The organism is Streptomyces sp. NPDC046465 (assembly GCF_040646035.1).
In the GTDB taxonomy this organism is placed as follows: Bacteria; Actinomycetota; Actinomycetes; order Streptomycetales; family Streptomycetaceae; genus Streptomyces.
Genome location: NZ_JBEYZK010000016.1, coordinates 116,814 through 140,178, shown reverse-complemented (window position 1 = coordinate 140,178; position 23,365 = coordinate 116,814). Strand labels below are relative to the sequence as shown.

Annotated in this window: 19 protein-coding genes and 1 pseudogene; 11 read left to right on the top strand and 9 right to left on the bottom strand. The window is 72.0% G+C overall.

Going from position 1 to position 23,365, the window contains the following annotated elements:
• The first annotated feature begins 119 nt into the window (after positions 1–119).
• From ABZ953_RS25170 to ABZ953_RS25145, 6 genes are all read left to right on the top strand, one after another.
• Entirely contained in the window at positions 120–1,376 is a 1,257-nt protein-coding gene (locus ABZ953_RS25170; protein WP_361727579.1) for a GNAT family N-acetyltransferase, read from the top strand.
• A 145-nt stretch (positions 1,377–1,521) separates the two neighbouring features.
• Positions 1,522–2,115, top strand: a complete 594-nt coding sequence (gene idi, locus ABZ953_RS25165) for an isopentenyl-diphosphate Delta-isomerase (protein WP_361727577.1) — start codon at positions 1,522–1,524, stop codon at positions 2,113–2,115.
• 207 nt (positions 2,116–2,322) lie between these two features.
• On the top strand, positions 2,323–3,204 hold the full coding sequence (locus tag ABZ953_RS25160) for a glycoside hydrolase family 16 protein (protein ID WP_361727575.1): 882 nt from the start codon (positions 2,323–2,325) through the stop codon (positions 3,202–3,204).
• Positions 3,205–3,330: 126 nt separating this feature from the next.
• Positions 3,331–4,770 carry an NADP-dependent phosphogluconate dehydrogenase gene (gene gndA, locus ABZ953_RS25155; RefSeq protein WP_361727573.1) on the top strand — a complete coding sequence of 480 codons (1,440 nt, stop codon included), beginning with the start codon at positions 3,331–3,333 and terminating at the stop codon, positions 4,768–4,770.
• 394 nt (positions 4,771–5,164) lie between these two features.
• Positions 5,165–5,665, top strand: coding sequence for a transglycosylase SLT domain-containing protein (locus tag ABZ953_RS25150; RefSeq protein WP_361727571.1), 501 nt, complete (start codon positions 5,165–5,167; stop codon positions 5,663–5,665).
• Positions 5,666–5,697: 32 nt separating this feature from the next.
• The gene (locus tag ABZ953_RS25145; RefSeq protein ID WP_361727569.1) at positions 5,698–6,834 is read left to right on the top strand and encodes an LCP family protein; all 1,137 of its coding nucleotides are present in this window, start codon (positions 5,698–5,700) and stop codon (positions 6,832–6,834) included.
• A gap of 22 nt (positions 6,835–6,856) precedes the next feature.
• Here the strand turns inward: ABZ953_RS25145 and ABZ953_RS25140 are convergent, their stop codons facing one another.
• Both ABZ953_RS25140 and ABZ953_RS25135 read right to left on the bottom strand, forming a co-directional pair.
• Positions 6,857–7,366 (bottom strand): ATP-binding protein, encoded by a 510-nt coding sequence (locus ABZ953_RS25140; protein ID WP_361727567.1) that lies wholly within the window; start codon positions 7,364–7,366, stop codon positions 6,857–6,859.
• A gap of 93 nt (positions 7,367–7,459) precedes the next feature.
• Complete coding sequence (locus tag ABZ953_RS25135; protein ID WP_361727565.1) at positions 7,460–8,125, bottom strand: DUF308 domain-containing protein; 666 nt, start codon at positions 8,123–8,125, stop codon at positions 7,460–7,462.
• A gap of 73 nt (positions 8,126–8,198) precedes the next feature.
• On the opposite strand from ABZ953_RS25135, the gene ABZ953_RS25130 reads away from it, so the two are divergent.
• Positions 8,199–8,951: an enoyl-CoA hydratase-related protein gene (locus ABZ953_RS25130; protein ID WP_361727563.1), complete on the top strand. Its 753-nt coding sequence runs from the start codon at positions 8,199–8,201 to the stop codon at positions 8,949–8,951.
• A gap of 17 nt (positions 8,952–8,968) precedes the next feature.
• On the opposite strand, the gene ABZ953_RS25125 is transcribed toward ABZ953_RS25130, so the two are convergent.
• Both ABZ953_RS25125 and ABZ953_RS25120 read right to left on the bottom strand, forming a co-directional pair.
• Positions 8,969–9,601, bottom strand: coding sequence for a DJ-1/PfpI family protein (locus ABZ953_RS25125; RefSeq protein ID WP_361727561.1), 633 nt, complete (start codon positions 9,599–9,601; stop codon positions 8,969–8,971).
• A 7-nt stretch (positions 9,602–9,608) separates the two neighbouring features.
• Positions 9,609–10,610, bottom strand: coding sequence for a GlxA family transcriptional regulator (locus tag ABZ953_RS25120; RefSeq protein WP_361727559.1), 1,002 nt, complete (start codon positions 10,608–10,610; stop codon positions 9,609–9,611).
• 148 nt (positions 10,611–10,758) lie between these two features.
• Between ABZ953_RS25120 and ABZ953_RS25115 the strand changes: the two genes are divergently transcribed.
• From ABZ953_RS25115 to ABZ953_RS25105, 3 genes and pseudogenes are all read left to right on the top strand, one after another.
• Positions 10,759–11,649 carry a hypothetical protein gene (locus ABZ953_RS25115; RefSeq protein WP_361727557.1) on the top strand — a complete coding sequence of 297 codons (891 nt, stop codon included), beginning with the start codon at positions 10,759–10,761 and terminating at the stop codon, positions 11,647–11,649.
• A 136-nt stretch (positions 11,650–11,785) separates the two neighbouring features.
• Positions 11,786–11,917: pseudogene (locus ABZ953_RS25110) on the top strand (LPFR motif small protein); the annotation flags it as partial.
• A gap of 111 nt (positions 11,918–12,028) precedes the next feature.
• A complete protein-coding gene (locus ABZ953_RS25105; protein ID WP_361727555.1) occupies positions 12,029–14,458 on the top strand; it encodes a Tex family protein in 2,430 nt (809 codons plus the stop codon).
• Positions 14,459–14,503: 45 nt separating this feature from the next.
• Here the strand turns inward: ABZ953_RS25105 and ABZ953_RS25100 are convergent, their stop codons facing one another.
• Together ABZ953_RS25100 and ABZ953_RS25095 are read right to left on the bottom strand one after the other, a co-directional pair.
• Positions 14,504–16,147 carry an ABC-F family ATP-binding cassette domain-containing protein gene (locus tag ABZ953_RS25100; RefSeq protein WP_361727553.1) on the bottom strand — a complete coding sequence of 548 codons (1,644 nt, stop codon included), beginning with the start codon at positions 16,145–16,147 and terminating at the stop codon, positions 14,504–14,506.
• Between the two features lie 61 nt (positions 16,148–16,208).
• Entirely contained in the window at positions 16,209–17,240 is a 1,032-nt protein-coding gene (locus ABZ953_RS25095; protein ID WP_361727551.1) for an oxidoreductase, read from the bottom strand.
• Between the two features lie 66 nt (positions 17,241–17,306).
• Between ABZ953_RS25095 and ABZ953_RS25090 the strand changes: the two genes are divergently transcribed.
• Positions 17,307–18,260 (top strand): FAD-dependent oxidoreductase, encoded by a 954-nt coding sequence (locus tag ABZ953_RS25090; protein ID WP_361727549.1) that lies wholly within the window; start codon positions 17,307–17,309, stop codon positions 18,258–18,260.
• A gap of 9 nt (positions 18,261–18,269) precedes the next feature.
• On the opposite strand, the gene ABZ953_RS25085 is transcribed toward ABZ953_RS25090, so the two are convergent.
• The 3 genes from ABZ953_RS25085 to ABZ953_RS25075 all read right to left on the bottom strand — a co-directional run bounded on the left by ABZ953_RS25085 (position 18,270) and on the right by ABZ953_RS25075 (position 23,352).
• Entirely contained in the window at positions 18,270–19,949 is a 1,680-nt protein-coding gene (locus tag ABZ953_RS25085; protein ID WP_361727755.1) for a BCCT family transporter, read from the bottom strand.
• A 134-nt stretch (positions 19,950–20,083) separates the two neighbouring features.
• A complete protein-coding gene (locus ABZ953_RS25080) occupies positions 20,084–21,364 on the bottom strand; it encodes a M14 family metallocarboxypeptidase (protein WP_361727547.1) in 1,281 nt (426 codons plus the stop codon).
• Positions 21,361–23,352, bottom strand: a complete 1,992-nt coding sequence (locus tag ABZ953_RS25075) for a Xaa-Pro dipeptidyl-peptidase (protein WP_361727545.1) — start codon at positions 23,350–23,352, stop codon at positions 21,361–21,363. Before ABZ953_RS25075 ends, ABZ953_RS25080 begins: the two co-directional genes overlap by 4 nt.
• Between the last annotated feature and the right edge of the window lie 13 nt (positions 23,353–23,365).

The following is a 23,365-nucleotide window of genomic DNA, read 5'->3' as shown; positions in this document are numbered from 1 at the left end:
TGGGTTGATGACTGTCGCGGCCGACGCTGCTCCGCGCGGCGACACGTGCATCCCCACTTCCCGGGCTCGCGTCTGACGCTCGTCACGTCCGCGGGTCCCCCACTCAAGGGTTTCCCACGTTGACCGACAACACTTCGCTCATCCGTGCCTTCTTCGCCCTGCACCACGGGCTCGACCGGCAGGGCCCCGGCTCCGATGCCACCACCCGGCGGCTGCTCGCCCTCGCGGGCGCGCTGCCCGCGCGGCCGCGCGTCCTCGACCTGGGCTGCGGCCCCGGCCGGGCCGCGCTCCTCCTCGCCGCCGAGGCCGGCGCCGAGGTGACCGCCGTCGATCTGCACGAGCCGTTCCTCGACGAGCTCCGCGCGTCCGCGCGGGCGCTCGGGCTCACCGACTCGATCACCGCCCTCCATGCCGACATGGCCGAACTCCCCTTCCCGGACGGCTCGTTCGACCTGGTCTGGGCCGAGAGCTCGGCCTACTCCATCGGCTTCGACAGCGCGCTGCGCGGCTGGCGGCGGCTGCTCGCTCCGGGCGGGGCGCTCGTCCTCACCGAGTGCGAGTGGACGACGGGCGAGCCCTCCGCCGCGGCCCGCGCCTTCTGGGAGCGGCACTACGCCCTCCGTACCGGCGAGGAGAACCTCCGGGCCTCGACCGGCGCCGGGTACTCCGTGCTCGGCGTGCACGCGCAGCCCGAGTCCGACTGGGACGAGTACTACGGGCCGCTGGCCGCCCGCGCGGACGCGGCGGACCCGAGCACTCCCGGCATGGCCGAGGCGCTCGCCGCCACCCGCGAGGAGATCGCGATGCGGCGCGAGCACGGGACGGAGTTCGGATACACGGGCTACGTCCTGCGTCCCACGGACTCCTGGCCGACCCGGCCGGAGACCGCGTCGGACGTCGCCGCGGTGCACGCCGTGAACGCGGCCGCCTTCGAGACCGAGGCGGAGGCCGACCTGGTCGACGCGTTGCGCGCCGACCCCGGGGCCTGGCTGCCGGGCCTGTCGTACGTCGCCGAGGCGCCCAACGGTGCCGTGGCCGCGTACGCGCTGCTCACCCGCTGTCTGGTGGGCGGGGCGCCCGCACTGGCACTCGCCCCCGTGGCCGTACTGCCCGCGTACCAGCGGACGGGGGCGGGGTCGGCGGTCGTCCGGGCCCTGCTCGATGCGGCACGCGCGCGTGGGGAGCGGCTCGTCGTCGTGCTCGGGCACCCCTCGTACTATCCGCGGTTCGGTTTCGAGCCCGCTTCCGGGTACGGAATCCGGCCAGGTTTCGAGGTTCCCGATGAGGCGATGATGGCACTCGTACTCGATGGATCCGACGATTCCGCGGGGCTGCCGCGGGGCACGATCCAGTATCCGGCCGCCTTCGGCGTCTGATCGCCCCACCGGGCGCTCCCCCGGGAGCGCCCTCCGCGGGTCCCGCCGTGCTCCGGCCCGGCGGGACATGCGGGTCCCCGGAGTGCCGGGGGCGTCCGGAACGTACGGCAGACTTGGGGCTCGAAGACCGAAGCGAAGGATGCGTATGCCGATCACACCTGCCACCGCGGCGAACGAATCGTCGAACGGCGCCGGAGAAGCGATCTTGCTCGAACTCGTCGACGAGGACGGCAGGACGATCGGCACGGCGGAGAAACTCTCCGCGCACCAGGCGCCCGGGCAGCTGCACCGGGCGTTCTCCGTCTTCCTCTTCGACGAGCAGGGGCGCCTGCTGCTCCAGCAGCGCGCTCTCGGCAAGTACCACTCCCCCGGCGTCTGGTCGAACACTTGCTGCGGCCACCCCTATCCGGGCGAGGCCCCGTTCGCGGCGGCCGCCCGGCGTACGTACGAGGAGCTCGGGGTCTCGCCGTCGCTGCTCGCCGAGGCGGGCACGGTGCGCTACAACCACCCGGACCCGGACTCGGGGCTCGTGGAGCAGGAGTTCAACCACCTCTTCGTGGGCATGGTGCAGGCTCCGCTGAGCCCGGATCCCGAGGAGATCGGCGGGACCGCGTTCGTGACGGCCGCGGAGCTGGCCGAGCGGCACGAGCGGGAGCCGTTCTCCGCCTGGTTCATGACCGTGCTCGACGCGGCCCGGCCCGCGGTCAAGGAGCTGACCGGCCCCGCCGCGGGCTGGTAGGCCCGCACGGCGGTTCGCTGGTGACGGGGGCACGCGTCCACGCGGGACGCGGTTGGTCCGCACCAACTCCTTGACGCGGCCTGGGCGTCGGCCTTAAATCAAGTACTGAACAAAGTGAACGCGGCGTTTCCTCGCCGCGTTCAGTTCTTGATCGTAATTTGTCATGCGCATGCCCCACCCGCCACCGCCCCCACGCGAAGCGATGTGATGACAGTGCACACCTCCCCCCGCCGCCGCACCAAGCTCTGCGCGCTCGCCCTTGCCTGCGGCGCCGCGAGCCTCGCCGTGCTCCCCTCGGCCTCCGCCGAGCCCCCGCCCCGCTCCCCCGCCACCGCACCGGCGGCCGCGGCCGCCTCGTTCACCGACGACTTCAACGGCCCCGCCGGGTCGGCGGTCGACGGCTCCAAGTGGCAGATCGAGACGGGCGACAACGTCAACAACCACGAGCGGCAGTACTACACCTCGGGCAACAAGAACGCGGCGCTCGACGGCCAGGGCAACCTGGTCATCACCGCCCGCAAGGAGAATCCCGGCAACTACCAGTGCTGGTACGGCAGGTGCGAGTACACCTCGGCCCGGCTGAACACCGCGGGCAAGTTCACCCAGACCTACGGCCACGTCGAGGCCCGCATGAAGGTGCCGCGCGGCCAGGGCATGTGGCCCGCCTTCTGGATGCTCGGCGCCGACATCGGCAGCGTGGGCTGGCCGAACAGCGGCGAGATCGACGTGATGGAGAACGTCGGCTTCGAACCGAGCACCGTGCACGGGACCCTGCACGGCCCCGGCTACTCCGGTTCGGGCGGGATCGGCGCGGGTTACACGCTGCCCGGCGGCCAGGCGTTCGCGGACAAGTTCCACACGTTCGCCGTGGACTGGTCGCCGAACCGCGTCAGCTGGTCCGTGGACGGCACCGTCTACCAGACCCGCACCCCGGCCGACCTGAACGGCAACCGCTGGGTCTTCGACAAGCCCTTCTTCCTCATCCTCAACCTCGCGGTCGGCGGCTACTGGCCAGGCGACCCGAACGGCAGCACCTCGTTCCCCCAGCGACTCGTCGTCGACTACGTCCACGTGACGACCGGCAACTGAGCGGCGCGCCACGCGCACGCCCCAGAGCCCGTCTTTACGCCCACGCTGCCCGGGAAGAGGGCACCATGTGCGGCAGCCGCCGCGCCGGACAACGGCGTTCCACCCCTCTTCCCAGGAGCGACAGGCATGAGCACTACAGCCCAGATCGGGGTCACGGGCCTCGCCGTCATGGGGCGCAACCTCGCCCGCAACTTCGCCCGCAACGGGTACGCGGTCGCCCTCCACAACCGCACCGCCTCCCGCACCCACAACCTGGTGCGGGAGTTCGGTGAGGAGGGCATCTTCGTGCCGACCGAGTCCGCCGAGGACTTCGTGGCCGCCCTCGAACGGCCGCGACGCCTCGTGATCATGGTGAAGGCCGGTGAGCCGACCGACGCGGTGATCAAGGAGTTCGCGCCGCTCCTCGAACCCGGCGACATGATCGTCGACGGTGGCAACGCGCACTTCGCCGACACCCGGCGCCGCGAGAAGGAGCTGCGCGAGCAGGGCATCCACTTCGTCGGCACCGGCGTCTCCGGCGGCGAGGAGGGCGCGCTGCACGGGCCGAGCATCATGCCCGGCGGCAGCACCGAGTCGTACGCCTCGCTCGGCCCGATGCTGGAGAAGGTCTCCGCGAAGGCGAAGGACGGCGCCCCGTGCGTGACGCACGTCGGCCCGGACGGCGCCGGTCACTTCGTGAAGATGGTGCACAACGGCATCGAGTACGCCGACATGCAACTCATCGGCGAGGCCTATCAGTTGCTGCGGGACGTGGCCGGGTACTCCCCCGCGCAGATCGCCGACGTCTTCCGTACGTGGAACACGGGCCGCCTCGACTCGTATCTGATCGAGATCACGGCGGAGGTCCTCTCCCACGTGGACGCCGCCACCGGCAAGCCCTTCGTGGACGTCGTCCAGGACCAGGCCGAGCAGAAGGGCACCGGGCGCTGGACGGTGCAGATCGCGCTGGACCTGGGCGTGCCGGTGTCGGGCATCGCCGAGGCGGTGTTCGCCCGCTCGCTGTCGGGCCACGCCGACCTGCGCGCCGCGTCGAAGGAGCTTGCGGGCCCCACGGCGAAGGCCCTGAGCGAAACGGAAGCCGGTGCCTTCGCCGACCGGGTCGAGCAGGCGCTGTACGCCTCGAAGATCGTGTCGTACACGCAGGGCTTCCACCAGATCGCCGCGGGCAGCGAGACGTACGACTGGGACATCGACCTGGGCGCGGTGGCCCGCATCTGGCGCGGCGGCTGCATCATCCGGGCGGCGTTCCTCGACCGGATCACCGCCGCCTACGAGGCGCAGCCCGGCCTGGTCTCGCTTCTGTCGGACAAGGGCTTCGCGGACGAGATCGCGGGGGCGCAGGACGACTGGCGGGCCGTGCTGGTCGCCGCGACCACGCAGGGCGTGCCCACGCCGGGCTTCGCGGCGGCGCTCGCGTACTACGACGGGCTGCGCGCCGAGCGGCTGCCCGCCGCGCTCACCCAGGGCCAGCGGGACTTCTTCGGCGCGCACACCTACCGGCGGGTCGACCGTGCGGGGTCGTTCCACACGCTCTGGGGCGGTGACCGCTCGGAGACCGGCGCCTAGGCGCCACAGGGGACGACGCCCCGGCACCACGGGGGACACAGCACCGGGGAGACCCGGGAGACGGCTCGGGCCGGCGAAAGCCGTCCGGGCCGTCGCCATGTCGGTGACCCAGGCCACCTTGCGGGGCCGGGGGCTGTGAGCCCACTCATAGGGGCCACGTCACATGCTAAGGACGGTAGTAGCGGGGCGGGGGCGACGGCCGGGGGCCGGGGCGTGGATACGGTCCGCTTTGCCCGGGGACGTCTGCGTACCGGGGTAGTACGTCACACCATTGCGCCAAGCCCCGGGCACCCCTAACTCTGGCTGAGGTCTCCGGGGCTCCCGGATCCCCACCGGGCTCAGACGCCCGCTTCCGATCGAGCCCCACACGTCCCCACTGAGGAGTTATCCCCGCATGGCCACGACCCAGACGCCTAACCGTGCCGCCCGCTTCCGCAAGTTCTCCGTCGCCGGCATAGCCACCGCCGGTGCCGCGGCAGCGGCCCTCACGATGGCGCCCTCCGCCGCGCACGCCGCGGAGCCGGCCAAGGTCAGCACGGCGGCCTCGCAGGCGCAGGCCGCCAAGAAGCCGCACGCCGACAACCTCGACGGCTGGATCCGCGAGTCCCTCGACATCATGAAGTCGAAGAACATCCCCGGTTCCTACGAGGGCCTGCACCGCAACATCATGCGCGAGTCCGCCGGTGACCCGAACGCCCAGAACGGCTGGGACGTCAACGCGCAGAACGGCACCCCGTCCAAGGGCCTGCTGCAGGTCATCCAGCCGACCTTCGACGCCTACCACGTCGACGGCACCGCAAACACCCTGACCGACCCGGTCGCCAACATCACCGCGGCCGCCAACTACGCCGCCGACAAGTACGGCTCCATCGACAACGTCGACTCCGCCTACTGAGCAGCCCCCCGGTCGACGAGGAGAGTCAGCGCATGCCGCACGACAGCGGGAACGAGCACACGGCGCACCCGGCCGACGGCCCCCCGGCGCCCGAGTACGGGCCCGCGCGGGTACGCCGCTCCCGACGCAAGCCCCGGAAGAAAGCTCTGCGCTACGTCGCGTGGGGCGCCCTGGGCGCGGTCATCGTCGGTGGCGGAGGCGTCGCCTACGCCTGGCAGCACCTCAACGGCAACATCCAGGGCACGGACGTGGACGCCGCCCTGGGCAAGGACCGGCCCGCCGAGCAGCGCGACGGATCGATGAACATCCTCCTGCTCGGCTCCGACTCCCGCGCGGGAACGCACGGCGAGTACGGCAGTGGCGTCAGCGGGGCCCGTGCCGACACGGCGATGGTCCTGCACGTCGACAAGACCCACAAGAAGGCCTCGGTCGTCAGCATTCCGCGGGACACGATGGTCCAGCGGCCCCAGTGCGCACAGCCCCACGGCGGCGGCGCGGCGGGCGCCCAGCAGGCCATGTTCAACTCGTCCTACCAGGTGGGCGGGCCCGCCTGCACCGTCAAGACGGTCGAGAAGATGTCCGGCGTCCGTATGGACCACTACCTCGAAGTCGACTTCAAGGGGTTCCAGAAGCTCATCGACGAGCTCGGCGGCGTGGACATCACCACCCACAAGGCCGTCAAGGACCACAACAGCGGTCTCTCGCTCACGCCCGGCAAGCACACGCTGAAGGGCAAGCAGGCGCTGGCGCTCGTCCGCACCCGGCACGGCGTCGGTGACGGCAGTGACCTCGGCCGCATCCAGCTGCAGCAGGCCTTCATCAAGGCCCTGATCCACCGCGCCAACACCGTCGACCCGCTCAGCGACCCCGGCAAGTCCTACGACCTGGCGGACACCGCGACCAAGACCGTCAGCGCCGACTCCGACCTGGCCTCCGCGGACAAGCTCCTCGGCCTCGCCAAGGAGCTGAAGGGCATCAGCCCCGAGCGCACCGACATGGTGACGATGCCGGTCACCTACGACGCGCAGGACGCGGGCCGGGTCAAGCCGCTGGACAAGGCCTCTCACCAGGTCTGGAACGCGCTGCGCGAGGACCGGGCCATACCGAAGGCCGCCACCCAGGACTCGGTGGGCGACAGGACCGACTCACCGGTCTCGGCCGGTTCCTGAGGCGCCTCGGTGCCACTGCGCGCTAGTCGCCCGGCTTGAGGGGCAGCGCCGCCCAGATGACCTTGCCCCCGCTCGCGGTGTGCTCGACGTCGCAGGCGCCGCCCGCCTCCTCGGTGATCTCGCGGACGAGGAGAAGTCCCCTGCCGCCCGTCTGGCCGTGGTCCGCCACGAGGGCCGTCGGGCGGTAGGGGTGATTGTCCTCGACGGACACCCGCACCCACTCGGCGCCGACCGCGATCTCCACCGCGAGCATCGGCGAGAGCAGGGCCGCGTGCCGCACCGCGTTGGTGACCAGCTCGGAGACGATGAGCAGCAGGCCGTGGACGAGGTCGTCCGGGGCCGGCACGCCCTGCCGGGCCAGTAGGTCGCGCACGGCGTGCCGCGCCTGGGGCACGGAGGCGTCGACGGCGGGTGCGGTGAAGCGCCATACGCCCTCATAGGGCAGTGGTCCATCGTCGCCGGGGAGTAAGCCGGGCCGCCTCCCGCCGCTCTCCATCGTCCGGTCGCCGCCCTTGCGCTCGATTGTCGCCACACCTTGAGTGTTGGCAACGCTCCGGCCCGGACCACCTCGCTGACCAGAAGTCAGCGACTATCGACGGGATTTGATCGGTGGCGTATGACACCGTCAGTTGTGCGACTGATCCTGCCCCTGTTGTTTCGGTTTCAATTGTTCTTCAGGTTGTACGAGGCTGACGATGCGGCGCCCTCCGATGCCCGTGGCGATCAGGCCGAGGCCGTCGAAGAGCAGCGCCAGCGAGAAGAAGCACCCGATCACGTACTGGCTACTGCTGGGCCACTCGGCGAGGACCAGAATGCCGATCAACAGCCCGAAAGCGCCTTGCAGAAGGGTCAGGGCGAACTGCGGGCCGCGCACCACGAGGCTGCCGACCAGGCGGAACACCCCGCCCGTGAGGAAGAGCAGGGCCGCGAACATGGTCAGCGCCTCCGCCGCCACGTCCGGCCTGCGGATGATCACGACACCCGCCGCGAGGTTCAGCGCGGCGACCACCACGCCCAGCCAGAAGAAGCTGGTGCCCCGCGACTGGACGGCGTGCAGCAGACCCACGACGCCGCCGACGAGCAGCAGCCAGCCGAACAGGAGCATCGAGGTCAGCGTGGCCACACCGGTGTAGACGAGGCCGACGAGCCCGGCGACGGCGAGGATCACGCCGAGCAGCGCGAGCCAGCCGAAGCTGCGGCTGACCCGGGCGCCCTGGGCTCCGGCTCTGCCGGTCCCTGGCTCGGCGGGTCCGGTGGGCCCGGTGGGTCTGGCGTCCCTGCGTCCGGCCATCAGCGTCTCCCTCTCGCTTCCGTCCCACCCCTTCTTGATCGTACGTTCGAGGGGTACGGATAGCATCCGGCGCATGGAGCCGCAGCTGAGGCACGCCGTCACGGACGGCGTCGCCACCGTCCTCATCGACCATCCGGCCAAGCGCAACGCCATGACCGCGGACATGTGGGGCCAGGTACCGCCGCTCTTCGCGGCCCTCGCCGCCGACCCGGCCGTGCGCGCCGTCATGCTCACCGGCGCGGGCGACACCTTCTGCGCGGGAGCCGACATCTCGACGCTGCGCGAGTCGCCGGGCGCGGCGCAGGACCTCGCGGTGCGGGCCGAGGAAGCCCTGGCGGCCTTTCCCAAGCCGACGCTCGCCGCGGTGCGCGGCTACTGCGTGGGCGGCGGCGCCCAGCTGGCGGGCGCGTGCGACCTGCGGTTCGCCGAAGAGGGCGCTTCCTTCGGCGTCACACCGGCCAAGCTGGGCATCGTCTACCCGGCGTCGTCCACCCGGCGCCTGGTCTCGCTCGTGGGTCCCTCCACCGCCAAGTACCTGCTCTTCTCAGGGGAGTTGATCGACACGGACCGGGCGCTGCGCACCGGTCTTGTGGACGAGGTGCTTCCGCCCGGCGGCCTCGACAAGCGGGTCGCCGATTTCGCCGGGACCCTCACGGCGCGCTCGCGGCTCACCCAGGCGGCGGCGAAGGAGTTCGTGGCCGGGCGCACGGACCGGGACGGGTACTGGGCCGAGCAGGCACGCGCCAGCGGCGACACCGCTGAGGGTGTCGCCGCCTTCCTGGAGCGCAGGCCGCCGCGCTTCATCTGGGCCGTACCGGGCGACTGAGGCGCCGGGCCGGGCGCCTACTGCTCGAAGCGGCTCCGGTCGCGGAACTTCGCGACGATGTGCGCGGGCGCCTTCTCGGGGGACCCGGCGTCGTAGGGCGGCTGGGGGTCGTACTCGGTCATCAGCTGGACGCTCTGCGCGTGCTCGTCGCCCGCGATCCGGCCCGCCAGGGTCAGGCCCATGTCGATGCCCGCGGAGACGCCGGCCCCCGTGACGTACTTGCCGTCGAAGACGACCCGCTCCCCCGTCGGCTCGACGCCGAGCCGCTCCAGCTCGCCCAGGGCGCACCAGTGCGAGGTGGCGCGGCGGCCCTTGAGGAGGCCCGCGGCGGCCAGGGCGAGGGAGCCGGTGCACACCGAAGTCGTCCAGGTGCTCGTGGCGTCGACCGTGCGCAGCCAGTCCAGGAGCGCCTCGTTCTCCATCTGGTCGCTCTGCCCAGGGCCGCCGGGCACCACCACGATGTCGGGGCTCCGCACCTCGTCGAAGGTCTTGTCGGCGACGAGGGCGAGGGAGCCGCTGTCGTCACGCACCGGTCCCGCCTGCTCGGCCACGAAGACGGTCTCGTAACCCGGCAGGGAGTTCAGGGTCTGGTAGGGGCCTATGGCGTCCAGGACGGTGAAGCGCTCGTACAGGGCGATGGCGATCTGCATGGTGTCCCTATCGGTCGGTGTGACTGGTGGGTGTCCCGGCCGGTACGAGCGGCGCGGGGTGGAAACGGCGGCGGTACTCGGCCGGGGCCGCGCCGAGCGTCTTGACGAAGGCGCGGCGCATGGCCTCCGGAGTGCCGTAGCCGCTGGCGCGCGAGACCTGTTCGACCCCGTCGTCGGTGTCCTCCAGGAGACGGCGGGCGTGTTCGATGCGGACGCGCTCGACGTACTTGCCCGGGGTGGACCCCGTGTCCGCCTGGAAGGCGCGGGCGAAGTGCCGGGGCGAGAGCCGGGCGCGGACGGCGAGCGCCTCGACCGACAGGTCGTCGGCCGGATGCTCGGTGATCCACTGCTGGACCTCGCGCAGCGGCTCACGCCGCGCGGTCTGCGCGGCGAGCTGCACGCTGAACTGCGCCTGGTTGCCCGGGCGCCGCAGGAAGACCACGAGGTGCCGGGCGATGGTCAGCGCCACCGCACGGCCGAAGTCCTCCTCGACCAGCGCGAGGGCCAGGTCGATGCCCGCGGTGACCCCCGCGGACGTCGCCACCCGGCCGTCGCGCACGTAGATGGGGTCCGGGTCGACGTCGATTCCCGGATGGTCCCTGGCCAGCTTCTCGCAGTAGGCCCAGTGCGTCGTCGCGCGGCGCCCCTCCAGGAGGCCCGCCTCGGCGAGCCGGATGGCACCGGTGCAGACCGAGACGAGGCGCTCCGCGCGCGGGCCGTGAGTGCGCAGCCAGTCGGTCAGAGCCGGGTCGGCGGGCCGGGTGCCGGGACCGCCGGGCACCAGCAGGGTGTGCGCCGCGGGTGCGTCGGCCAGGGTCGAGTCCGGGACCAGGGTGAGGCCGCTGGACGTGCGCACGGGAGCGCCGTCCAGGGAGGCGGTGCGGACGCGATAGCCGCTCTCCGGGTCGCCGAGGCTGGGCCCGGCCCCCGCGAAGACCTCCACGGGGCCCGTGACGTCGAGGCTCTGGACGTCGTCGAAGAGGACGACCAGGACGGTTCGCTGCTCCATGCCCTGATTCTTCGCCCGGCCCGCGATGGCCGCAATGACGAGTTCCCCACCTTTCCTGCCATCGGATCCTGCCATCGGATCGCCTCGGGAGGGCCCTTCGCGAGGGCTCCCTACGGAGGACATACCAACCAGTAGGTACCGTGCACCCATGACCTCTTCGACGACCTCCCCCACGGCCGCGGCGCTGCCCCCGCGCGCGGGACGCCGCTGTCACAGCGTGCTCAACGCGCTGCACTCGACGCACTACTTCTCGCCCGACGCCGCCCGGGAGATGGCCACGTTCGGCGTGACGCACCCCGCGGCGGTCAACTTCGCCCTGCGCGCGGCGGCCCTGGGCGCCGTCGGCCCCGGGACCGTGGCCGCCACCTTCTACAACTACAAGTACGAGCTCGTCGCGGCGCACGTGCCCGAGGTGTGGAAGACCGCCGTCCCCGCGGAGGTGCGCGGCGCACGCCTGCGCGCCGTCGACACGACGCTGCGCCGGCTCCTCGGCGACGAGCTCGTCGGCTCACCCGAGATGGCGGAGGCCGCCGGTCTCGCGCTGCGCGCCACCGAGGCCTGCAGCCGCGGCGCCCGCCCCCTCTACTCCGCGCACGCCGACCTGCCCGTCCCCGACGAGCCGCACCTCGCGTACTGGCACGCGGCGACGCTCCTTCGCGAACACCGCGGCGACGGCCACCTGGCCGTACTGCTCTCCGCCGAACTCGACGGCCTGGAGGCCATGGTGACCCACGCCGCCACCGGCAAGGGCACCCGCCCGAAGTGGGTCTTCGCCACCCGGGGCTGGAACCAGGAGGAGTGGGACGCCGCGGTGCAGCGGCTGCGCGGCCGCGGACTCCTCGACGGCGAGGGCGAGTTGACGGAGGCCGGTGCGGCGCTGCGCCGGGACGTCGAGGCCGAGACGGACCGCCTCGACCGGGCGCCCTACGAGCACCTGGGCGCCGCGGGCGTCGAGCGGCTGACGGAACTCGGCACCCTGATCACCGGGACCGCGCTGCAGGCCGGGGCGTTCCCCGCGGACCTGCTCGGCAAGCGCTGACGGCCGGTCCGGCACGGCTTGGCCGCCCTTGCGGCATGGCTCCGCCGCACTTCCGGGCATGGCTTCGCCGCACCGAGGTACCCGGACGTCTCCGGGCCGGCACACCGGCCGCGCCCGGAGACGAGAGGGGACACCCATGTTCCGTGCCATAGCGGACGTACTGCGCCAGATCGCGGGTGCCATCGCCACCGTGGTCACCCTGCCGTTCCGGGCCGTGGCGCGGCTGTTCGGCGGAGCCTCCCGTTCCGCGGGGCGGGGCGGGCGGAGCACCGGCCGGCGGCCCGGCCGTTCGGGGCGGACCCGCCGGGTCTGATCACCCTCTGTCGGCGCCACCTGCCACAATTGCCCGGCAACCTCAGCGAGAAGGCGGTACCGGAACGTGGCAGCTTTGAAGACGTCCACCCCTGCGACCATCGAAGGCAGGATCGCCGAGGAGCTCGGCGTACGGGAGCGGCAGGTGAAGGCCGCCGTCGACCTGCTCGACGGCGGGTCCACGGTGCCCTTCATCGCGCGCTACCGCAAGGAAGCGACCGAGATGCTCGACGACGCGCAGCTGCGCACGCTCGAAGAGCGGCTGCGCTACCTGCGCGAGCTGGAGGACCGGCGGGCCGCCATCCTCGACTCGGTCCGCGAACAGGGCAAGCTCACCGACGAGCTGGAGACGCGGATCCGCGAAGCGGACACCAAGGCGCGCCTGGAGGACATCTACCTGCCCTTCAAGCCGAAGCGGCGCACGAAGGCGCAGATCGCCCGCGAGGCGGGCCTTGAGCCGCTGGCCGATGGGCTGCTCTCCGACCCGACCGTGGAACCGCAGGCCGCGGCCGCCGCGTTCGTGGACGCCGACAAGGGCGTCGCCGACCCGCAGGCCGCCCTCGACGGCGCCCGGGCGATCCTCGCCGAGCGGTTCTCGGAGGACGCCGACCTCATCGGCGAGCTGCGTGAGCGCATGTGGGTGCGCGGCCGCCTCGCCGCCAAGGTCCGCGAGGGCAAGGAGGAGGCGGGCGCCAAGTTCGCCGACTACTTCGACTTCGCCGAGCCCTTCACCGAGCTCCCCTCGCACCGCGTCCTCGCCATGCTGCGCGGCGAGAAGGAAGAGGCCCTCGACCTCACCCTGGAGCCCGAGGAGCCCGCCGCCACGCCGGGGACCCCGTCCTCGTACGAGGGCATCGTCGCCCACCGCTTCGGGGTCGCCGACCGCGGCAGGCCCGGCGACAAGTGGCTGCAGGACACGGTGCGCTGGTCCTGGCGGACCCGGATCCTCGTCCACCTCGGGATCGACCTGAGACTGCGGCTGCGGACCGCCGCCGAGGACGAGGCGGTGCGGGTCTTCGCCTCGAACCTGCGCGACCTGCTGCTCGCGGCGCCCGCGGGCACGCGCGCGACGCTGGGCCTGGATCCCGGATTCCGTACGGGCGTGAAGGTGGCCGTCGTCGACGCCACCGGCAAGGTCGTCGCGACCGACACGATCCACCCGCACGTCCCCGCCAACAAGTGGGACCAGTCCCTGGCCACGCTCGCGAAGCTGGCGAAGGAGCACGCGGTCGACCTGATCGCCATCGGGAACGGCACGGCGTCGCGCGAGACCGACAAGCTCGCCGCCGAACTCATCGACAAGCACCCCGAGTTGAACCTCACGAAGGTGATGGTCTCCGAGGCGGGCGCCTCCGTGTACTCCGCGTCGGCCTTCGCCTCCCAGGAGCTGCCCGACCTCGACGTGTCGATCCGCGGCGCGGTCTCCATCGCCCGGCGCCTGCAGGACCCGCTGGCCGAACTGGTGAAGATCGACCCGAAGTCGATCGGCGTCGGCCAGTACCAGCACGACCTGTCGGAGATGAAGCTCTCGCGCTCTCTCGACGCGGTCGTCGAGGACTGTGTGAACGGCGTCGGAGTCGACGTGAACACCGCCTCCGCCCCGCTCCTCGCCCGGGTCTCCGGCATCGGCGCGGGCCTCGCGGAGAACATCGTGACGCACCGCGACACGAACGGGCCGTTCAAGAACCGCAAGGGCCTCAAGGACGTCTCCCGGCTCGGCCCGAAGGCCTACGAGCAGTGCGCGGGCTTCCTCCGCATCCGCGGCGGCGACGACCCGCTGGACGCCTCCAGCGTGCACCCGGAGGCGTACCCCGTGGTGCGCAAGATGGTGAAGTCGGCGGGCGGCGCGGTCGGTTCACTGATCGGCAACACGGGCGCGCTGCGCTCGCTGAAGGCGGACGAGTTCGTGGACGAGGTCTTCGGCCTGCCCACGGTCACGGACATCCTGAAGGAGCTGGAGAAGCCCGGACGCGACCCGCGGCCCGCCTTCAAGACGGCGACCTTCAAGGACGGCGTGGAGAAGATCTCCGACCTGGCCGGCGGGATGGTGCTCGAAGGTGTCGTCACCAACGTGGCCGCGTTCGGGGCGTTCGTCGACGTGGGCGTGCACCAGGACGGTCTGGTGCACGTGTCCGCCATGTCGAAGACCTTCGTCAAGGACCCGCGCGACGTCGTCAAGCCCGGCGACATCGTCAAGGTGAAGGTCATGGACATCGACATTCCGCGCAAGCGGATCTCGCTGACGCTGCGCCTGGATGACGAGCCTGCCGCGGCCGGCTCCGGCGGGGAGCAGCCGAAGCGGGGCGGGGGGCGTCCGCCCCAGCAGCGGCAGGGCGGCGGCGGGCAGGGCAGTGGCGGTCAGGGCAGTGGCCAGGGCCAGGGCCAGCGGGGTGGTCAGCGCGGGCAGAAGCCGCAGCGCAAGGGCCCGCCGCCCGCCAACGACGCGATGGCCGAGGCGCTGCGACGGGCCGGTCTCGTGGACCCCAAGCAGCGCTGACGCCCACAAGGCCCGGCGGAGGTCGCGGAGGTCGAAGACGGGCTCTCAGAGTGACAGCTCGGTCACTTTGCCCTCCGCCACCTCCAGGCGGCGCGTCACGCGGACCGCGTCGAGCATCCTGCGGTCGTGCGTGACGAGGAGCAGCGTGCCCTCGTAAGACTCGAGGGCCGACTCCAACTGCTCGATCGCGGGCAGGTCGAGGTGGTTCGTCGGCTCGTCGAGGACCAGGAGGTTGACGCCTCTGCCCTGGAGCAGGGCGAGGGCCGCGCGGGTCCGCTCGCCGGGCGACAGGGTGGCCGCCGAACGCAGCACGTGGTCCGCGCGCAGGCCGAACTTGGCGAGCAGCGTGCGGACTTCGGCCGGTTCCGTGTCCGGTACGGCGGCGCAGAACGCGTCCATCAGCGACTCCTCGCCGTGGAACAGCGCGCGGGCCTGGTCGACCTCGCCCACCAGGACGCCCGAGCCCAGGGCCGCGTGGCCCGCGTCGAGCGGAACGCGCTCCAGGAGGGCGGCGAGCAGCGTCGACTTGCCGGAGCCGTTCGCCCCGGTGATGGCCACGCGGTCCGCCCAGTCGATCTGCAGGGTGACCGGGCCCAGCGTGAACGCGCCACGGCGCACCTCCGCCTCGCGCAGGCCCGCGACGACCGAGCCGGAGCGCGGGGCCGCCGCGATCTCCATCCGGAGCTCCCACTCCTTGCGGGGCTCCTCGACGACGTCGAGGCGTTCCAGCATCCGCTGCGTCTGACGGGCCTTCGAGGCCTGCTTCTCGCTGGCCTCGCTGCGGAACTTCCGGCCGAGCTTGTCGTTGTCGCCCGCCTTGCGGCGGGCGTTCTTGACGCCCTTGTCCATCCAGCCGCGCTGCATCTGCGCGCGGCCCTGGAGCGCGGACCGCTTGTCGGCGTACTCCTCGTAGTCGTCGCGGGCGTGCCGGCGGGCCGTCTCCCGCTCCTCCAGGTACGCGTCGTAGCCGCCGCCGTAGAGGTTGATCTGCTGTTGGGCCAGGTCGAGTTCGAGGACCTTGGTGACCGTGCGGGTGAGGAACTCGCGGTCGTGGCTGACCACGACCGTGCCGGCCCGCAGACCCCGTACGAAGCTCTCCAGGCGCTCAAGGCCCGCCAGGTCGAGGTCGTTGGTCGGCTCGTCGAGCAGGAACACGTCGTACCGGGAGAGGAGGAGGGAGGCGAGTCCCGCGCGGGCCGCCTGGCCGCCCGACAGGGACGTCATCGGCTGGTCAAGGCTCACGGCGAGACCGAGGGAGTCGGTGACTTCCTCGGCGCGCTCGTCGAGGTCCGCGCCGCCGAGCGCCAGCCAGTGCTCCAGGCTGGTGGCGTACGCGTCGTCCGCGCCCGGGGCGCCGTCGACGAGCGCCTGCGTGGCCTCGTCCATGACGCGCTGGGCCTCGGCGACGCCGGTGCGGCGGGCCAGGAAGGCACGGATCGTCTCGCCCGTGCGGCGCTCCGGCTCCTGGGGCAGGTGCCCCACGGACGCGGTGGGCGGCGAGAGCCTCAGCTCACCGCCCTCGGGGGTGTCCAGGCCCGCGAGGAGCCGCAGCAGCGTGGACTTCCCCGCTCCGTTGGCCCCGACCAGACCGATGACGTCGCCGGGGGCGACGACCAGGTCAAGACCGGAGAAGAGGGTGCGGTCGCCGTGGCCGGCGGCGAGATCTTTGGCGACGAGGGTTGCGGTCATCAGGGGATGATTGTAGGTCGCGGGGCGGGGCGGCCGCGCTGCGCCCGTCGCGAGGGGGCTGTTACGTGGGGACCGGGGTGACCAGCACGTTCGTGGAGGTTCGCGCCACTACGTAAGAGTGGCCCTTCGTGGCCTTGGCCGGGAGCGGGACCTGGTGCAAGCCCGGTACGAGTACCTCGTCGAGGACCTCGTGGACGTGGGTGCGCGAAAGGCGGTCCACCCGGTAGGCCGTCAGCCGGACCCGGCACGCCGACGTCACCTCGAGGTCCGCCGCGTGCGGCCCGGCGGCGAGCCGGGTGAGGCGGCGCTGTTCACGCGGGCTGCGGTCCAGCGCGTACTCGATCTGGGCGAGGAGGAGCGGGATGACCGGAGCCAGGCCGTCGACGTAGGCGACCTGGACGTCGGCCCGGTCGAAGGAGGCGCGGACGGAATGGCGGACGGCGTCGGGGACCGCGCGGCCGAAGGCGACCGCGCCGTAGGTGCGGAGTTCGTCGGGTGGGACGCCCGCCGCGTCCGCCGCGATCTCCGCGCCGATGCCGATCGTGCGCAGCGCCGCGGCCAGCTTGGCGAGGAGCGCCACGCGGGGGCCGATGAGCAGGACCCGGCGGCGGGCTCGCTGCTCGCCGTCGGTGAGCAACTGGCCCAGTGCGGAACGGTATTCGTCGCCGCGGAAGCGGAACGGCCCTATGCCGTGGTAGCCGTTGCGGACGAGGTCGGCCGGTTCGGACGTCTGCCAGGCGAAGTCGCGCCAGACGAAGTCGTCGGCGCCGTCGGGGCTCTTCTCGATCACCGCCGTGACCGCGCCGCACTCCAGGCCCTCGCATTCGGGGCAGCCGTAGATGACGTACCGCCCGTCGCGCAGCGGCGCCCGCGCTTCGAGGAGCAGTCGGCGGACGTGGGCGGTGAAGATCGCCGGCGGGATGTCGGCGGCCAGCGGCGACACCGCGTCGAGGTCGGAGAGCTGGAAGAGGAGGGGACGGCCGTCCACGATGAAGTCGACGAAATCGCGGTGCACTTGGTAGCCACCGTTGGCGAGAACCCCACCGGCGCGCATGGCCGGTGCCAGACCGAAGGTCGCGTACTCGGCAGACATGCTGTGAGTATCCCCACCTGACATGTGATGTGAGCACGGCATCGCACATTCGGCTACGTTCCTGGGATGAGGGATGACGATGTGATCGTGGTGGGCAGTGGGGTCGTCGGACTCACCACCGCCGTCGTGTGCGCGGAGCTCGGGCGCCGGGTGCGGGTGTGGAGCAAGGAGCCCGCCGAGCGGACCACCTCGGCCGTCGCGGGCGCCCTGTGGTGGCCCTACCGGATCGAGCCGGTGGCGGCGGCCGGTGACTGGGCGCTGCGGTCCCTCGCCGTGTACGAGGAGTCGGCGGCTCGCGGCGGGCTCGGCGGCGTACGCATGGTCGAGGGCGTACTCGCCGGGAAGCGGCTGGACGCGCTGGGGCCCTGGGCGGCGCGGGTGGCGGGTCTGCGGGCGGCGGAGCCCGGTGAGTACGCGGGGCAGGGGCTGTGGGCCCGGCTGCCGCTCATCGACATGCCGGTCCATCTCGACTGGCTGCGGGAGCGGCTGCGCGCGGCGGGCGGGGTCGTGGAGGAGCGGACGGTCGGTCGGCTCGCGGAGCCCTTGGCCGAGGCGCCCGTGGTGGTCAACTGCTCGGGCCTCGGGGCGCGCGAGCTGGTGGGGGACGAGGCGGTGTACCCGGTGCGGGGGCAGCTCGTCGTCGTGGAGAACCCGGGGGTCGAGACGTGGTTCACGGCCGCCGATGCCGGGTCGCGGACGACCACGTACTTCTTTCCGCAGCCGGGCGGGCTGCTGCTCGGCGGGACCGCCGAGGACGGTGCCTGGTCCAGGGAGCCGGATCCCGCCGTGGCCGACGCCATCGTCGCGCGGTGCGCGGCCGTGCGGCCGGAGATCGCGGGGGCGCGGGTCCTTGCGCACCGGGTGGGGCTGCGGCCCGCCAGGCACCGGGTGCGGCTGGAGCGGGAGCGGACCGCGGAGGGCCGCGTCGTCGTGCACAACTACGGGCACGGTGGCGCCGGTGTCACGGTCGCGTGGGGGTGCGCCGAGGAGGCGGCGCGGCTGGCGGGCGCCGCCTCCTGACGCGGTCGGTCAGCGGGGGGTGACCGGGTCGTTGTCCTGTTCCGGTCCTTCGCCGTTGTCGTCGCCTGCGGGGCCGATCCGGAGCTCGAAGTCACCGTCGTGGTGCTCGTGGCCGGCGATGACGGCCTTCTCCAGGACCTCGGTGCCGTGTTCACCGCGCACGATCAGCGGGTCGTGGCGTAGGTCCCGCATCAGGGCCACACACATGCCGATCATCACGATGGTGAAGGGTGCGGCGACCAGGATGGTGAGGTTGCGCAGGCCGGTGAGCGCGTCGTCCGAGCCGTCGCCGATCAGCAGCATGACCGCGCCGACGGCGCCGGTCACGATGCCCCAGAAGATCACCACGAACCGGCCGGGCTCCAGGGCGCCCTTCTGGGAGAGCGTGCCCATGACGATGGACGCGGCGTCGGCACCCGAGACGAAGAAGATGCCTACGAGGATCATCACCAGGAGGCTGGTCGCCGTGGCGATCGGATACTCGTGGAGCAGACCGAAGAGCTGCGCTTCCTGGGTCGTCTCGCCCTTGAGGCCACCCCGTTCGGCGACGGTCATGGCGCTGCCGCCGAACACGGCGAACCAGATGAGGCTGACGGTGCTGGGCACCAGGATGACGCCGCCGACGAACTGACGGATCGTACGGCCGCGACTGATGCGCGCGATGAACATGCCGACGAAGGGCGTCCAGGAGATCCACCAGGCCCAGTAGAAGACCGTCCAGCTGCTCAGCCAGTCCGCGACGCCCTTGCCGCTGGACGCCTCGGTGCGGCCGATCAGCTGGGGCAGGTCGTCGAGGTAGGCGCCGAGTGACGTCGGGACCATGTCGAGGATGATGACCGTCGGCCCCGCGATGAAGACGAACACCACGAGCAGCGCGGCGAGCACCATGTTGATGTTCGACAGCCACTGGACGCCCTTCTCCACACCGGAGATGGCGGACGCCACGAAGGCCAGGGTCAGCACGGCGATGATGACGACGAGCAGGCCCGTGCCCGCGTCCTCCATCCAGTCGAGCACCTCGATGCCGCTGCCGATCTGCAGGGCGCCGAGGCCCAGGGACGCGGCGGAGCCGAAGAGCGTGGCGAAGATGGCCAGGATGTCGATGACCCGGCCCCAGGCGCCGTGGGCGTGCTTCTTGCCGATGATCGGCTCGAAGACGGCGCTGATGGTCTGGCGGCGGTTGCGCCGGAAGGTGCTGTACGCGATGGCGAGGCCCACGACCGCGTAGATCGCCCACGGGTGGAGCGTCCAGTGGAAGAGGGTGGTGGCCATCGCGGTCTCCATCGCCGCGGGCGCGTCGGCCGGATCGGTGCCCGGCGGCGGCGAGGTGAAGTGGGCCAGGGGCTCGCTCACTCCGTAGAACATCAGGCCGATGCCCATACCGGCGCTGAACATCATGGCGACCCAGGAGACGGTGCGGAACTCCGGATCCTCACCCTCCCGTCCGAGAGTGATCTTTCCGTACCGGCTGACGGCCAGCCAGAGCGCGAAGACGACGAACCCGGTGGCGGTCAGCATGAAGAACCAACCGCCGTTGTGCATCAGACCCTCGAGCATGTCCGTGGAGACATCCTTGAGCGAGTCCGTCGACACCGCGCCCCAGACCACGAACGCCAGGGTGAGCACGGCGGTCACGCCGAACACCACCCGGTCCGTCTGTGGGGACCGGCCGTCGTGGGCGGGCGTCATGATCTCGTGCGCCCCTCCCCCGCCGTCCGCTTTATGCTGATCCTGCGTCACAAGTGACACCTTTCAAGGGGTCGATTGATTCCGGACTTTGTCCTCCGCTACCCCCTACCACATGTGACGCACCTCTCACTTCCTCAACAGGCCAGGTCGGGCCGAGCTGTGACCATGTGATACGGCGCGCGCTCGTCGAGCAGGAGCGGCACGAGACCCCGTGCGGACTGCCGCATCGGGACGTAGGCACCGGACTTCAGACGCTTCACGGTGACCCCGTGCAGGGCCAGTTCGTCCTTGATGTCGCGGTACTGGGCGGCGTCCAGGCGGTAGCCGCAGGGCGGGTCCTGGATGATCTCGGCCGGTTCGGCGGGGTCGTTGTCGGCGCCGCCGACGTAGACCGGACCCCGGTCGCGGTAACCCTCGGCGCGGGCCGCGCCGGTGGCCGCCTCCAGTTGCCCGCGGCGCTCGTCCGTGAACGCGACCAGGCCGCCGAGCGCGGAGCGTTGGGACGCCACGCGCCGCCGGTTGTTCAGCGCCTCGTCCTTCTCCTCGGCCTCGGTCATCGGGTCCACCCGGCTCTCGATCAGCAGCCCGGCGGCGTGCTTGATGCCGGACATGTTGCGCAGGATGCGCTCCTGACCGTCGCCCGCGGTCTGCTTGATGGGATCGCCGGTGACGGGGTCGGTCCAGATGCCGTACGTGCCGGTGGTGTGCCCGTCGTGCTCGGCGGCCGGCCGCACGTACGCCTTGGACAGCGTCTGCGCCTCCTTGTGCACGGCCTCGTCGGTGTTGAGGTTGCGCGGCCAGAGGTCGAACAGGTCCTTGTCGTAGTACTTGGGCGTGGCGCCGTACTCGTGCAGGTCGTAGATGACGTCGGGCCTGTGGTCGCGGATCACCGCGGCCATCGCGCGGGCCTCGGCGGTCCGCAGGGCGAGGTGGTCGCGGTTGATGTCCACGCCGTCGGAGTTGCCGCGGGTGTCGGCGGCGCGGCCGTCGGGGTTGGCGGTGGGCACGACCAGGAGCGTGGTGCGGGAGAGGAAGCGCCTGGTCTTCTTGTCCTTCGCGTACGCCAGGTCGCGGACCGTGGACAGACAGGCCTCGCGGCCCGACGGCTCGTCGCCGTGCTGGCTGCAGATCAGCAACACGGTGTTCTTCGCGGGGCGTTCGCCGATGCGGACCAGTTGGAGGGGGCGGCCTTGTCCGGTGGTGCCTATGCGGCTCACCGACACCCTCCGGGCAGCCCTGTCCACGGTGGCGAGCAGGTCCTGCTCCTCGGCCTGGCTGGTCCAGCGCGCCCCGTCCGTCTCCTCGAATCCGGTACGGGGCGGGGTCGGCGTCGCCTGCGCGGGCACCGTCAGGAGCGGCGCGGCCAGCGCGGTGGCGGCACAGGCGAGCGCCAGGGTGCGGATGCGGGGTCTCATGAAGTGCTGCCTCCCGGGCGGGGGTTGGCCGGACGCGGCGGGGCCACGCCGTCGAGGCGGGACTCGCGCGGCGTCACGGGTGCGGTGGTGGTGAAGGCGCCCGCACCGCCGACCAGCGGCAGCTTCGCCGAGGTGCGGGCCAGGTCGAGGGTGAGCGTCGGGGTGTCGGCGGGCGGCTCGATGAGGTTCTTGTCGGTGCCGGCGACGATCAGCGCGAGACGGTGGCCCTTGGGCACCACGTGGTCGCTCGCGGCGAGGTCGAGGGTGATGGTGTGCGCCTTGCCCGGGGTGAGCGGGCGGCCGTGTCCGGCGTCCGCCCAGTTGCCGAGGTCGGCCCAGCCGCGGCTGAAGACCGTGTAGTCGACGGCGGCGGTCCTGGCTCGGGTCTCCTTGAAGCAGGCGCTGTCGCCCGTGGTGCTCGCGCCCCAGCAGGTCCGCTCGGGAAGGGTGGTGATGCCCTCGCCCGGCGCGGAGTAGTCGCGGATGGTCTCGGGGCCGACGTCGACGAGGACCGCGGAGAGGTGGGCGGTGCGGGTGTTCGGAGTCGCGGTGACGGTCACCGTGGAGGAGCCGGACAGGCGCAGGTCGCGCCCGAGGGGCTTGCTGACGAAGCCCGCCTTGGCGGGGGTGGACGTGTCGATGTGAGCGGCCCAGTCCGTCTCGCCGAGCCGCCGGTCGTCGGTGAAGGCCTCGGTGCCCTTGCCGGGGCGCGTGCCGAGGGTGCCGACGCCGGGTGCGGTGCCCTTGGCGGGGTGGAGTGCGACGGGCCGCGCGGCGCGCGGGGGCCAGACCCGGTCGGTGGTCCAGCGGTCCGGGGCGCGCTCGATGTCGGCCATCGGCTCGCGGTCGATGCCGTTGTCGTAGCCGAGGAGTTCGTGGTCGAACCAGCGGTGCAGCGTGCGCACCCAGTCGCCGCGGCGCAGGTCGAACGGGTCGACGTGACCGGCCTGGCTGAGCCACACCTTGCGGTCGACGCCGTGCTCGGCGAGGGCGTCCCACCACTGCCCGAAGTGCTTGGAGCGGACGTTGAGGTCCTGCATGCCGTGCACGGCGAAGACGCTGGCGCGCACCTTGGCTGCGTCCGGCACGTGGTTCCGTTCGCTCCACAGGCCGGTCCAGTCGCCGGAGCGCGGCGCCCCGTCGATCAGGCGCTGCTGCACGGCGCCGCAGCGGGCGCGGGCCTCGGGGCTCTCCACGCCGTTCGAAAGGCCGTCGGGGCCGCTGCCGTAGAGGGGCGCGCCCTGGGCGAAGTAGTAGTCGTACCAGGAGGAGATCGCGCCGATCGGCACGATGGTCTTCAGACCCTTGACGCCGGTGGCAGCCACGCCGTTGGCGACTGTTCCGTCGTAGCTCTTGCCGATCATTCCGGTGGCGCCGTTGGTCCACGACGCCTTCGTACGGTCGTTGCCCGCACGGCTGGTGTAGCCGCGCGCGCGGCCGTTCAGCCAGTCGACGACGGCCTTGGCGGACTGGACGTCGGAGCGGCCGCCGACGTCGACGCATCCGTCGGAGCGGTTGGTGCCCGCGAGGTCCACGGCGACGTAGCCGTAGCCGCGGGGCACGAAGTAGTTGTCGTAGTACAGGGGGAATCGGACGGGATTCCCGTCCGCGTCGTACGTCTTCTTCTGGCTCTCGTTGCCCCGCCCGCAGCACGCGTAGTACGGGCTGGCGTCCATGATCACGGGTATGCGGCGGCCCGTGCGGTCGAGTTCACGGGGTCTGACGATGTCGACGGCGACGCGGTCGGTCCTGCCGTCCGCGTCGCCGTCGATTCCGATGTCGACCCAGACGGACTCGCGTATCGCGTCCTCGTACGAGTACACGGGTCTGCTCTCGCCCTGGGTGCGAGGGGCCTGGCCGGGCGTGCGCGGGGCCGGTGCGGCCCCCTGCGCTGCGCCCGGGGACATGAGGGTGGCGATCAGAGCGGCCAGGGCGGCCGCGAGGAGCGTTCTCCACAGAAGGCGGGTGCGTCGCGCACGTATCGGCATGGCGCGGAAGGTA

Coding starts and splice junctions, on each gene's coding strand:
- idi (WP_361727577.1), top strand. CDS start 1,522: ATGCCGATCACACCTGCCACCGCGGCGAACGAATCGTCGAACGGCGCC.
- ABZ953_RS25160 (WP_361727575.1), top strand. CDS start 2,323: ATGACAGTGCACACCTCCCCCCGCCGCCGCACCAAGCTCTGCGCGCTC.
- gndA (WP_361727573.1), top strand. CDS start 3,331: ATGAGCACTACAGCCCAGATCGGGGTCACGGGCCTCGCCGTCATGGGG.
- ABZ953_RS25150 (WP_361727571.1), top strand. CDS start 5,165: ATGGCCACGACCCAGACGCCTAACCGTGCCGCCCGCTTCCGCAAGTTC.
- ABZ953_RS25145 (WP_361727569.1), top strand. CDS start 5,698: ATGCCGCACGACAGCGGGAACGAGCACACGGCGCACCCGGCCGACGGC.
- ABZ953_RS25135 (WP_361727565.1), bottom strand. CDS start 8,125: ATGGCCGGACGCAGGGACGCCAGACCCACCGGGCCCACCGGACCCGCC.
- ABZ953_RS25130 (WP_361727563.1), top strand. CDS start 8,199: ATGGAGCCGCAGCTGAGGCACGCCGTCACGGACGGCGTCGCCACCGTC.
- ABZ953_RS25125 (WP_361727561.1), bottom strand. CDS start 9,601: ATGCAGATCGCCATCGCCCTGTACGAGCGCTTCACCGTCCTGGACGCC.
- ABZ953_RS25120 (WP_361727559.1), bottom strand. CDS start 10,610: ATGGAGCAGCGAACCGTCCTGGTCGTCCTCTTCGACGACGTCCAGAGC.
- ABZ953_RS25115 (WP_361727557.1), top strand. CDS start 10,759: ATGACCTCTTCGACGACCTCCCCCACGGCCGCGGCGCTGCCCCCGCGC.
- ABZ953_RS25100 (WP_361727553.1), bottom strand. CDS start 16,147: ATGACCGCAACCCTCGTCGCCAAAGATCTCGCCGCCGGCCACGGCGAC.
- ABZ953_RS25095 (WP_361727551.1), bottom strand. CDS start 17,240: ATGTCTGCCGAGTACGCGACCTTCGGTCTGGCACCGGCCATGCGCGCC.
- ABZ953_RS25090 (WP_361727549.1), top strand. CDS start 17,307: ATGAGGGATGACGATGTGATCGTGGTGGGCAGTGGGGTCGTCGGACTC.
- ABZ953_RS25085 (WP_361727755.1), bottom strand. CDS start 19,949: ATGACGCCCGCCCACGACGGCCGGTCCCCACAGACGGACCGGGTGGTG.
- ABZ953_RS25080 (WP_361727547.1), bottom strand. CDS start 21,364: ATGAGACCCCGCATCCGCACCCTGGCGCTCGCCTGTGCCGCCACCGCG.
- ABZ953_RS25075 (WP_361727545.1), bottom strand. CDS start 23,352: ATGCCGATACGTGCGCGACGCACCCGCCTTCTGTGGAGAACGCTCCTC.